Source organism: Myxococcus sp. AB025B, from assembly GCF_006518215.1.
In the GTDB taxonomy this organism is placed as follows: domain Bacteria; phylum Myxococcota; class Myxococcia; order Myxococcales; family Myxococcaceae; genus Myxococcus; species Myxococcus fulvus.
On sequence record NZ_SRLW01000319.1, the window covers coordinates 1 to 11,383 of the forward strand.

Here is an 11,383-nt window from a genome sequence, read left to right on the forward strand (position 1 = left end):
GCGTCGCTCCGGACGTGGAAGAACGCCGACTCCGTGCGGACCACGCGCAGGGAGGGCGGCACCTGGAGCAGCGGCTCCGAGGATGACAGCACCAGCGTGCCCCCGGGCACGAGGCTCTCCGCCAGCGTGGCGACGGTCCGGTGGAAGGACTCCACCGTGAAGTAGATGAGGACGTTGCGGCAGAAGATGACGTCGAAGCCGCGCTCGGCCGGGGCCCGGGGATAGGGCACGTCCATCAGGTTGTGGACCTGGAAGCTGGCCCGCTCGCGAAGCCCGCCCACCAGCGCCAGGCGCGAGCCCGTCGACACGAAGTAGCGCTCCCGGAGCGCGGGCGGCACCCGACGCAGCTGCTCCGCGGAGAAGGAGAGCCCCCGCGCGCGCCGCAGCGCCGCCTCCGAGATGTCCGTGCCCAGCACGGTGCTCCCGGGGCTCGCGCCCGCCTCGGCCAGCAGGATGAGCAGCGTGGCCACCTCCTCGCCCGTCGAGCACCCCGCGCTCCACACCCGCAGGGGCCCTCCCCTCGCCCGCTCCACCAGCGGCCCGAGCACGTGCTCGCGGAAGTCGGTGAGCTGCACCTCGTCCCGGAAGAGGTCCGTCTTGTTCACCACCACCGCGGAGATGAGCCCCTCCAGCTCCGCGGCGCCCGTGGGCGACTTGAGGAACGCCAGGTACTGGTGCGGCGTCAGCCCGCGACACCGCTCCGCCAGCCGGTCATCCAGCCGACGAATCTGGGGCCCGCTCAAGGCCATGCCCGTACGCGCCGTGAGGAAGGCGCGCACGAAAGCCCATGGCGCGCTCGGAGCACGCACCGCCAGCTCAGCGCCCCACGGCCAACGACTCACCCCGCGCCAGCCGCGACAGCGTCGCCGCGACCTCGTCGCCGTGGATGAGGTGGTCCACCGCCTTGCGCTCCACCGCCGCGCCCGGCATGCCGAACACCACGCAGGACTCCTCGTTCTGCGCCAGCGTCAGCCCTCCGGCCTGACGGATGGCCAGGAGCCCCTCCGCGCCGTCCGCGCCCATGCCCGTCAGCACCAGGCCCACCGCGCGCCGGCCGTAGGTCCGGGCCGCGCTCTCCAGCAGCGTCGTCCCCGAGGGCATGTGCCCGTCGCGCTCCACGCCCGCCTTGAGCGCCACCCGTCCCCGGAAGGGAATCATGGTGTGCTGCCCCGGCGGCGCGATGAGCACGTGGCCCGGCATCAACGGCTCGCCGTCCTGCGCCAGCCGCACCTTGAGCCGGCTGGTGTTGCCCAGCCACCCCGCCAGCGACTCGGCGAAGGCGGCGTTGATGTGCTGGACGATGACGATGGGCGCGGGGAAGTCCGCCGGCAGCTCCGACAGCATCCGGCACAGCACCTGCGGCCCGCCCGTGCTCGCGGCCACCACCACCACGCCCATGGACACGGCGGGCAGCACGGACGTCGTCACGCGAGGCGGGGTGATGCCCTTCTGGGGACGGCGCAGGTGGCGGATGACGCGCACCGAGGAGAGCAGCTTGATCTCCCGCACCAGGTTCCAGGCCTCGGGGCCGGCGTCGATGGCGGGCTTGATCTGCAGCGCGAGCGCGCCCAGCTCCAGCGCCCGGTACGTCAGCTCCGGCGCCTGCGAGCGCGGGTCCGCCGTCAGCACCAGGATGGGCGTGGGGCACTCGGCCATGATGTGCTCGGTGGCCGTCAACCCATCCATGACGGGCATGTCCACGTCCATGGTGATGACGTGGGGCCGCAGCTCCTTGGTCATCTCCACGGCCTGCTTGCCGTCCGCGCACGAGCCGACCACCTCGATGTCGGGGTCCTTGCTCAACGCCTCGCAGATGAGCTGTCGGCAGATGAGTGAGTCATCGACCACCAGCACCGACACTTTCTTGCCCATGCCCTGTCCATACCCCGTGCGCGAGGCGCCGAGTATAGCCAATGCTCCGTCCTGTCCTCAGGAGGTTGAGCTGGGGGCCCTCAGGACAACAGTCGCCCCACCACATCCACCAGGTCCTGGCGCACCAGGTCCCCCTTGGTGACGTAGGCGTCCGCCCCCGCCGCCAGCCCACGCCGCCGGTCCTCCTCTCCACCACGGGTGGTGAGGATGACGACGGGCAGCCTCGGCCGGGCGGAAAGTTCCTTCAGCCGGCGGGTCAGCGCCAGGCCATCCATGCCCGGCATCTCCAGGTCGGTCACCACCAGGTCCACCGGGGTGCCCTCCAGGACGTCCAGCGCGTCCGCCCCGTCGGCGGCCATGACGGTGTCGTATCCCACCGCCTCCAGGAGGTTGGAGATGAGCTCCCGGGTGAGAGGGGAGTCGTCCACGACGAGGATGCGCCGGCGCCGCGACTGTGTCTCCGGGGTCGACGAGCGGGGCAGCTTCAGCGGGGACGTCCCGTGGGCGCTGGCGGTGAGGTAGGCCGCCGACAGCACCATGGCGAGCCGGCCGTCCGCCAGGGAGGTCGCGCCCGTGAGGTGGCCGAAGCGGGCCAGCACGCCGCGCAGGGGGAGGATGGCCTGGACGCGCTCCTCGAGCACGCGGTCCACGACGACGGCGGCGGCGCCGCTCTGGCTGCGGACCACCAGGACGAGCTCCCCCTCCCGGACCTCGCGCTCCGGGGACAGGCCGAGCAGCGAGCCCAGGGACGCCAAGGGCAGCACGCGGCCCTCCACGAGCAGCGCGGGCCGGCCCGCCACCTCGCACAGGTGCAGGGGCTCCACCTTGAGGGCGCGCGAGACGTGGGTGGCGCTCAAGGCGAGCGTCTCCGTGCCCACCTGGACGAAGAGCAGCGGCGCGACGGTGAGGGACACGGGGACGCGCAGCTCGAAGATGGTGCCCCAGCCGGGCGCGGACTCGACGCCCACGTCGCCTCCCAGTCCCTGGATGGAGGCGCGCACGGCGTCCAGGCCCACGCCCCGACCCGACAGGTCCGTGACGACCTCCCGGGAGGTGAAGCCCGGCAGGAAGATGAGCTCGCGGGTGGCGGCGTCGGACAGCGCGTTGGCGGCGCTCTCGTCCAGGACGCCCCGGCGCACGGCCACGCGGCGCAGCTCCACGGGGTCCAGCCCCATGCCGTCGTCCTCGACGCGCAGGATGATGCGGCTGCCCTCGCGCGCGGCGCGCAGGGTGAGACAGCCCCGGGGATGCTTGCCGGAGGTGACGCGGTCCACGCGCGTCTCCAGGCCGTGGTCCAGGGCGTTGCGCACCAGGTGCATCAGCGGCTCTCGCAAGGCCTCCACCACCGCCCGGTCCGCGCGGGTGTCCTCGCCGTCGACGACGAGCTCCACCTCCTTGCCCAGCGTGCGCGACAGGTCTCGCACCATGCGCGGATAGGGCTCGAAGAGGACGGACAGGGGGAGCATGCGCAGGCCCTGGACCTCCTCGACGACCATTCCCAGGTCGCGGAGCTCTTCGTTGGAGAGCAGCTTGGACTCGCGATGGAGGTCCGCGGCCAGTTCCTTGGCGGTGCCCAGCCGGGCCACCAGCGCGGCGGCGGCGGGGCCCAGGTCCTCGGCCTCGCGGGCCAGCTTTCCCAGCTCCCGGGCCAGGGCCAGGCGGCGGGCGTTGGCGCGCTCCCGGCGACGGGCGACCTGGGCCAGGTTCGTCACCGCGCTGGTCAACAGGTCCAGGCTGGCCACGTCGATGCGGACCGCGTCCATGCGCGTCTCGGGCTGACGGGGCGGCGTCGAGGGCCCCTGCCCTGGCGCGGCCACGCGAGGCACGGGGACAGGCGTGGGCGAGGGACTCGCGCCAGTCGTCCCCGTGGCGGGACGAGCGGGGCTCGTCTCCGGACGTGGCGCGGAGGGCCAGCCGCGATTCTGCGCGACGGTCGAGAGGCCTCCCGTGGGAGGTGGGGCGCCACCGCGCAGTGGAGGCTCGGCGGGTGCCACCGTGGACACGCGGGTCATCCCCGTCCCTGAGACCCGCCAGAGCGGATTGCCTCCGGGAGCCGTGCGCCCCCCGCCGCGAACGCTCACCGCCGCGGCCTCGGCCACAGGGGCCACATCCCTCTCCGGCTCGTCATTTCGGGATGCGACATCAGAAGCGTGGGTCCCGCTTCTTTCTCTCCCGTCGCCAGGCGAGGAAGAATCGGCCGCGTGCCCCCCGCTCCGCGAGTCACCGTCACTTCGGGACGAGGATTGGGGACCCGAGGCCTCGCCACCGACGTCGCCAGTCGCACCACGCGGCGCCCCGCCCCCCGACGCGGCGGCGACGGTCCGCGCCAACGACTCGGCCCCATCGACCCTCGCGCTCGAGGGCGCCCCCGCGCCCTCTCCCGTCGGACCATCCCGGGTCTCCGCGCGGGCACAGGCCTGGAGCCAGCCCACCAGCCGCACCACCTCGGGCGAGGACGCCGCGCCCGGCTGCGCCCCCGAGAGCAACAGCACCGCGTCGGCGGCGCTCAGGAGCGCATCCGCGGAGTCCGCGGACAAGGCATAGCGCCGGGGCTCCACGCAGCGGACGAGCTCCTCCATCTCGTGCACCAGCACGTTGATGTCGTCGAAGCCCATCATCCGGGCCTCGCCCTTGAGCCCGTGCAGCTCGCGCAGCGCCCCACGTCCCGCGTCCGGGCTCGCCCCTGCCTCCAGCTCCATGAGCGCCCGGTTGATGCGCTCCAGGCGCACCGTCACCAGGTCCCGGAACTGCCTGAGCAGGCGCTCGCTCGGGTTCACCCGCCCTCCTCCCCTCGCAGCGTCTCCTGTCCAATCTGGAAGCGCTCCACCACCTCACTCAGGTCCCTCGCCAGCACGAGCAGGTCCGTGTTCGCGGTGCTCACCTGCTTGGTGGCGTTGAGGCTCTGCTGGGTGATGCGGAGGATGTCCGCCATCGTCTCCGCGAGCTGGTCGGTGCCCGTCTGCTGCTGCTGCGTGGCCAGCGAGATGCTCCGCACCGCGTCCGACGTCTTCCCCGCCAGCTTCGTGATCTGCCGCAGCGACTCCGACACCTGCTGCGCCAGCGTGGTCCCGGACTCCACCGCGCGCACGCCGCCCTCCGTCGCGGACACCGCCGCGGCCGAGGCCTCGCGCACCTCCTCGATGAGCCCTTCAATCTCCTTCGTGGACTCGAGCACGTTCTCCGCGAGCCTGCGCATCTCCGCGGCCACCAGCGAGAAGCCCCGCCCCACCTCCGCCGCCTTCGTCCCCTCCAGCTCCGCGTTGAGCGCCAGCAGGTCGGACTTGTCCGCCACGCCGTTGATGAACTCGACAATCTTGCCAATCTGCTGCACGCGCTTGTTCAGCCGCACCACCGAGGAGGCGATGGCGACGTTGTCCTGCTTCATGCGCTCCATCGAGCCCAGAAAGGACTCCGCGCTGCGCTGGCCCTGCTGCGCCGCGCCCAGCGTGCGCTGGGCAATCTGCGCCACCGAGCCCGCGTTCTCGGCGATCTGCCGCGCCGAGCGCGCCAGCTCCTCCGTCGTCGCGCTCGTCTGGTCCAGGGAGCTGGCCTGCTCGGTCGCGCCCACCTCGTAGCGTCCGGAGGTGGTGAGGATCTCCTCCGTCGTCGCCGAAATCTGCGCCCCGGCGCGCTGGAGCTGGGACATCACGTCCGCCAGGTGCGTCCGCATGGTGGTGAAGGCCGCGGACACGTCCCAGATTTCATCCTCCGTCGGCACCACGCGAGGGCTGGCCAGGTCTCCCTCGGCGATGCGCCGCGCCTCGCTCGACAGCTCCCGCAGGGGCCGCCCCAGCAGCGTGCCGCCCAGGTACGCGGTGGTCAGCGCCAGCGCGAAGACGAGCAGCACCAGCGGCCCACCCGACACGAGCGCCTCCACGCGAAGCCGCGAGGCCAGCTCCGCGCTCGGCGCCGCGTGCGCCATGAGCTGCCGCAGCGACCGCTCCCCCAGCGCCGAGGAGAGCTGCACGGACAACACCGCCGGCGTCACCACGGAGATGAAGGCGAACGCCACCAGCCGCGCGCGAATCTCCGCCCGCCTGGGCATCGCCGCGATGAGCTGGCCGTGCGTCATGCCCAGCTCCGCCAGCCACAGCACCACCTTGCGCGAGCGCAGGATGACCAGGCAGTGCACCAGCAGCGCCGTCAGCGGACCGAACAAGAGCCCCAACCCGGCGATGCGCCGCGCCGCGTCCGCGTCCACGCCCGCCGTCCACCACACCGCGAAGCCCAACAGGGGCGTGGTGAACAGCCACAGCCCCAGCGAGCGCAGGAACGCCTCGTCCGGCCAGCGCGTCACCTCCGTCACCGCGGCCTTCAAGACCTCCGGCGTCGCAGCCACGCGCCCGAGCTCCAGCGCCCGCACCGTGCGCAGCCGCGCGAGCGACACCCACGCGCCCAGGATGATGGCCACCGCCCCCATCCCGCACGCCCACCGGACGAACAGCTCCATCCGGCCCGCCATCCCCGGCGCGTCGGAGAGCGTGAGCCACGCGTAGTGCAGCCCGAACACCACGCCGACCAGGTTGGTCAGCGGCACGGGCAGCAGCAGGTGACGGGTGAAGGACGTCCGCCTGGAAGTCCCGCGCGGGCTCATGCGTCCTCCCTGGCCACCACGTGGAAGCGCTCCACCACGCGCTTCAAATCCCTCGCCAGCGTGGACAGGTCCGCGTTGGCCACCGCCATCTGCTTGGTGGCCGCCGAGTTCTGCTCGGTGACGCGCAGGATGTCCCCCATCGCCGCGGCGAGCTGGTCGGTGCCCGTCTGCTGCTGCTGCGTGGCCAGCGAGATGCTGCGCACCGCGTGGGACGTCTGCCGTGCCAGCTCCAGGATGAGGCTCAGGCTCTCGTCCACCTCGGCCGCCAGCACCGTGCCCGCGTCCATGGCCTTCAGCCCCGCCTCCGTGGCCATCACCGCCGCGTTCGTCGCGTCGCGGATCTCCTCGATGAGGCCCTCAATCTCCTTCGTGGAGCGGATGACGTTCTCCGCGAGCCTGCGCATCTCCGCGGCCACCAGCGAGAAGCCCCGCCCCACCTCGCCCGCCTTCGTCCCCTCCAGCTCCGCGTTGAGCGCCAGCAGGTCGGATTTGTCGGCGATCTCGTTGATGAACTCCACCACCTTGCCAATCTGCTGCACGCGCTTGTTGAGCCGCACCACCGCGTCCGCGATGGCCTGGTTGTCCTGCTTCATGCGCTGCATGGCGCCCAGGAACGCCGCCGCGCCGCGCTGGCCCGTCTGCGCGGCGGAGAACGTCGACTCGGCGATGGTGGACACCGACTCCGCGTTGCCGGCGATCTGCTGCGCCGAGCGCGCCAGCTCCTCCGTCGTCGCGCTCGTCACGTTGAGCGAGCTGGCCTGCTCGTCGGCGCCCGCCTCCTGCTCACCGGACGTCGCCACCAGCTGCTCGGTGGTGGTCGATATCTGAAGGCCCGCGCGCCGCAGTTGGGTGAGCGCCTGAGCGAGCTGCGCCTGCATCTGCGCGAAGGCCGCCGAGGTGGCCCACACCTCGTCCTCCGCGGGGATGACGCGCGGAGGCCGCAGGTCTCCCTGGGCGATGCGGGTGGCCTCCTCGGTGATGGCGCGCAGGGGCCCCGCGATGACGGTGCCGCCCAGGTGCGCCGTCAACAGCACCAGCACCGCCACCAGCCCCGCGACGGCCAGCCCCCGCTCGTCGTCCACCCGCCGCACCGCCATGTCCCGCTCCTGGGGCGACTTCGCGCGCACCACCTCGTCCATGGCCCGCGAGGTGCCGGTGACGGTGGCGTCGAGGATGAAGAGCGAGGGGGTGAGCACCGCGATGGCGGTGAAGAGCACCATGTGCCGGCGCATGTGCAGCCGCCGGGGGGGCGCCGCCGCCACCACGTCCAGCGGGGACAGCCCCCGGGCCGCCACCAGCTCCACCGCCCGACGACAGCGCCGAATCACCAGCAGGTAGATGAGCAGCGCCGTCAGCGAGCCCAGACACGCGCCCACCAGGACGATTCGCGGCGCGAGCCCCAGCGACGCGTCCGTCCAGGGGATGAAGATGAACGCCACCACCAGCGCGCCCAACAACCAGCTGCGCAGCGCGAAGGAGAAGACCCTGTCGGGGAAGGCCCGGGCCTCCAGCAGCGCCTGGCGCAGGTGCTCGGCGGAGGCGGGCAGCGCCCCCTCCCCCACCGCGTGCAGCACCCGCAGCGAGCGCCGCGCGTTGAGCCGCACCAGCCACAAGGACAGCGCCGTCACCACCACCACCAGCCCCAGGAAGCGCAGCCACGCCTCCCGGGGCAGCGCATCCGTCAGCAACCCGTGCAAGAGCGCCAGGCAGATGCCCACCGTGCTCGCGGGCATCACCGGCCGCGCCACCCAGAGCGCCAGCCCCCGCACGTCCGAAGGCCCCGTCACGCCGCGCCCCCCATCCGCCGCCGGAGCAACCGCTCGAAGTCCGCCAGCCCCAACAAGGGCCAGAGCACCCCGCGCGCCAGCACGAAGCCGCGCAGACAGCCACCCGACGCGCTCACCGCCACCGGCGGCGCGGGCAGCAGCGGGTGCGCCTCCGCCTCGATTTCGAGCGCGTCCACGCCCACCGCCCCGCCCGACGTCGCCACCAGCACGCGCGAGGCGCCCGCGGACGCCTGGAAGGCCAGCCGGGCCGAGGCCGCGTCCTCCTCCCCCGGCGAGGTGATGGAGAGCACCTCATGGGCCAGGAACGCGAGCCGATGCGGGCCCGCGTGACACAACAACATGCCCCGCACGGGGCCTGCCGGGGCCATGACTCAGGCGCCCTGGCTGAGGTGGTCGAAGAGCCCTTCGGGGTCGATGACGGCCACGTCCCGGGGGCCGCTCTTGGCGGGGCCTCTCAGGTGGACCTGGACGCCCGCGGAGCCCAGGGGCTCGAGCGCTCCGGTCACCGGGGAGACGCCGGCCACCGTGGTCGCGGTCAGGGCGAGGGTGCCGCGCGGCAGCCGCACGAGGACGGCCCGCCGCGAGGACTGGCTGGCGCCGCCCACCAGCAGGCCCATGTCCACCACCGGGATGACCTCTCCCCGGTGGGCGAACACACCCAGCAGGTGGGCTGGAGCACCCGGTACCCGCGTGAGCTCGGGGAAGGTGACGACCTCCGCCGCGCTGTCCGCGGGTACCGCGTACCAGCTGCTACCGCAGGCGAAGACGAGATAGGACTGACGCGCTTCCGGCTCGTGGACGGCCATGTGGCGCCAAGCCTACCTCAGCCTCCACTAGCGCTGGAACTCGACCCGGCGGTTCTCGCTCCACGCCTCTTCGGAGGAGGCGTTGTTCACCGGGCGCGTCTCACCGTAGCCCACCGTCGTGACGGTGTTGGACTTGATGCCCAGGTCCGTCAGGTAGCGCTTGACGGCCGCCGCGCGGCGGTTGGAGAGCTGGAGGTTGTACTCCTCCGTGCCGCGCTCGTCGGCGTGGCCCGCCAGGGTCAGCTTGCCCGCCTGGCCCGTCTTCAGGCAGTTGGCCAGGTCCGACAGGCGCTGCTGGGCCTCGGAGTCCAGCGAGGACTCGTTGAAGCCGAAGCGGATGGGGCTCCAGTCGCACTTGTCCGCGGAGGCCGTCACGCAGCGGCCGGCGCTGCACTCCTGGCCGTCACCGCAGTCGGAGTTGGACGCGCACGTGTCCGTGGGGACCTGGCAGCGGCCGCCCTGGCACTTGCCACCGGAGGGGCACGAGGAGTCGTCCTTGCACTGGGCCTCGGCGCACTTGCCGGCCTCGCAGATGCGGCCGTCACCGCACTGGTTGTCGACGGTGCACTCGGGCGGCTTGGGCGCGCACTTGTTGCCCTGGCAGGAGAAGCCCTCCTTGCAGTTGGCGTCGGTCGCGCACTCCTGGCACGTGCCCTGGACACAGACCTCGCCCTTCTCGGAGCAGGTCGAGTCGTCCTTGCAGTTGGGGTAGCTGGGGGGGCAGCCGGTCAGCACGGCCATGGCGAGGCCGAGCCCCGCCCACAGAGAAATCCGACGCATCATTCCTCCCGAAATCATTGAAACGAAAGAAGCACCCGCAGGGGACGGGTATTCGGGTCGCGTGTAGTCTCAGTCGCCGGGGTGAGTCAAAGCTTTTGTCCCTTCCGAGACACCCCTCCGCGCCCCGAAACCCTTGAATGTCCAAATATTTTCCGTGAGATTGTCGCTGTTGCCCGGGAGCGGCCGCGTGACGTGGTCCCCGGGCCGGGAGCGCCCCGCATGCCCGCATCCGTGCTCATCGTCGATGACGAGAAGAACATCCTGCTGACCCTGAGCCAGTCGTTGCAGCTTGCAGGATATCAGACACATCTGGCGGCCAGCGGGCAGGTGGCGCTCGACGTGGTGAGCGCGCGGCCGGTGGACGCGGTGTTGATGGACGTGAAGATGCCGGACATGGATGGGCTGACGGCGCTCGCCCGGCTCACGGAGCTGCGGCCCGAGCTGCCCGTCATCATGATGTCGGGGCACGGCACCATCGACACGGCGGTGAAGGCGACGCAGCTGGGGGCGCGCGACTTCCTGGAGAAGCCCATCGCGCGGGAGCGGCTGCTGGTCGCGCTGCGCAACGTGCTCAAGCACCAGGCGGCGATGGAGGAGCTGCGCGAGCTGCGCGAGCAGCTGGGGCGCTACGACATGGTGGGCAGCGGCCCGGCCATGCAGCGCATCTTCTCGCTCATCCAGCGCACGGCGCCGTCCGAGGGGCGGGTGCTCATCACCGGTGAGAACGGCACGGGCAAGGAGCTCATCGCCCGGGCGCTGCACCAGAACTCGCGGCGCAAGGCCTCGCCGTTCGTGAAGCTCAACTGCGCGGCGGTGCCGCACGAGCTCATCGAGAGCGAGCTGTTCGGCCACGAGAAGGGCGCGTTCACGGGGGCGGTGAGCGTGCGCCGCGGCAAGTTCGAGCTGGCGCACGAGGGGACCTTGTTCCTCGACGAGATTGGCGACATGCCGCCGGCCATGCAGGCCAAGCTGCTCAGGGTCCTCCAGGAGGGGGAGCTGGAGCGGGTGGGCGGCGCGGAGACGCTCAAGGTGGACGTGCGCGTCATCGCCGCGACGAACAAGAACCTGGAGCAGGAGATTGGCGCCGGGCGCTTCCGCGAGGATTTGTACTACCGCATCAACGTCGTGCAGATTCACTCGCCGCCCTTGCGCGAGCGGCGAGAGGACCTGCCGGACCTCATCGGCACCTTCCTGCGCGAGGCCTGCGCGAAGAACGGGCGGCGCCCGCTGACCTTGTCCCCGGACGCGCTGGCGGTGATGAGCGCCTACGACTACCCGGGCAACGTGCGCGAGCTGCGCAACCTGGTCGAGCGGCTGGCCATCCTGTGCGAGGGCCCCGTCGTCACGCGCGCGGACGCGCTGGAGCTGCTGCCCCGGGGACGCGGCGTCGTGCCGCCTCCGGTGGAGACGGTGCCCGCGCCGGCGCCCACGCTGGACTCGGCGGTGGAGCTGGAGCGGGTGGGCGGCGCGGAGACGCTCAAGGTGGACGTGCGCGTCATCGCCGCGACGAACAAGAACCTGGAGCAGGAGATTGGCGCCGGGCG

At 72.1% G+C, this 11,383-nt stretch carries 9 protein-coding genes; 1 reads left to right on the top strand and 8 read right to left on the bottom strand.

Going from position 1 to position 11,383, the window contains the following annotated elements; all coding sequences use genetic code 11:
* The 8 genes from FL311_RS35655 to FL311_RS35690 form a co-directional block, all read right to left on the bottom strand.
* Positions 1-749: protein-glutamate O-methyltransferase CheR (locus FL311_RS35655; RefSeq protein ID WP_141332155.1), on the bottom strand; the 749-nt coding region annotated here is incomplete at its 3' end.
* 67 nt (positions 750-816) lie between these two features.
* A complete protein-coding gene (cheB, locus tag FL311_RS35660; RefSeq protein ID WP_141332148.1) occupies positions 817-1,872 on the bottom strand; it encodes a chemotaxis-specific protein-glutamate methyltransferase CheB in 1,056 nt (351 codons plus the stop codon).
* An 80-nt stretch (positions 1,873-1,952) separates the two neighbouring features.
* Positions 1,953-4,649, bottom strand: coding sequence for a response regulator (locus tag FL311_RS35665; RefSeq protein WP_141332149.1), 2,697 nt, complete (start codon positions 4,647-4,649; stop codon positions 1,953-1,955).
* Positions 4,646-6,466, bottom strand: a complete 1,821-nt coding sequence (locus tag FL311_RS35670; RefSeq protein WP_141332150.1) for a methyl-accepting chemotaxis protein — start codon at positions 6,464-6,466, stop codon at positions 4,646-4,648. The genes FL311_RS35665 and FL311_RS35670 overlap by 4 nt, the downstream gene beginning before the upstream one ends.
* A complete protein-coding gene (locus FL311_RS35675; protein WP_141332151.1) occupies positions 6,463-8,253 on the bottom strand; it encodes a methyl-accepting chemotaxis protein in 1,791 nt (596 codons plus the stop codon). Before FL311_RS35675 ends, FL311_RS35670 begins: the two co-directional genes overlap by 4 nt.
* Positions 8,250-8,621, bottom strand: coding sequence for a protein CrdC (locus FL311_RS35680; protein ID WP_141332152.1), 372 nt, complete (start codon positions 8,619-8,621; stop codon positions 8,250-8,252). The genes FL311_RS35675 and FL311_RS35680 overlap by 4 nt, the downstream gene beginning before the upstream one ends.
* Before the next feature lie 3 nt (positions 8,622-8,624).
* Positions 8,625-9,059: a chemotaxis protein CheW gene (locus FL311_RS35685; protein WP_046715198.1), complete on the bottom strand. Its 435-nt coding sequence runs from the start codon at positions 9,057-9,059 to the stop codon at positions 8,625-8,627.
* A gap of 27 nt (positions 9,060-9,086) precedes the next feature.
* Positions 9,087-9,839: an OmpA family protein gene (locus tag FL311_RS35690; RefSeq protein WP_141332153.1), complete on the bottom strand. Its 753-nt coding sequence runs from the start codon at positions 9,837-9,839 to the stop codon at positions 9,087-9,089.
* A 219-nt stretch (positions 9,840-10,058) separates the two neighbouring features.
* On the opposite strand from FL311_RS35690, the gene FL311_RS35695 reads away from it, so the two are divergent.
* Positions 10,059-11,383, top strand: a 1,325-nt coding sequence (locus tag FL311_RS35695; RefSeq protein WP_141332154.1) for a sigma-54 dependent transcriptional regulator, incomplete at its 3' end; no start/stop codon positions are given.

Coding starts and splice junctions, on each gene's coding strand:
- FL311_RS35685 (WP_046715198.1), bottom strand. CDS start 9,059: ATGGCCGTCCACGAGCCGGAAGCGCGTCAGTCCTATCTCGTCTTCGCC.
- FL311_RS35680 (WP_141332152.1), bottom strand. CDS start 8,621: ATGGCCCCGGCAGGCCCCGTGCGGGGCATGTTGTTGTGTCACGCGGGC.
- FL311_RS35670 (WP_141332150.1), bottom strand. CDS start 6,466: ATGAGCCCGCGCGGGACTTCCAGGCGGACGTCCTTCACCCGTCACCTG.
- cheB (WP_141332148.1), bottom strand. CDS start 1,872: ATGGGCAAGAAAGTGTCGGTGCTGGTGGTCGATGACTCACTCATCTGC.
- FL311_RS35690 (WP_141332153.1), bottom strand. CDS start 9,839: ATGCGTCGGATTTCTCTGTGGGCGGGGCTCGGCCTCGCCATGGCCGTG.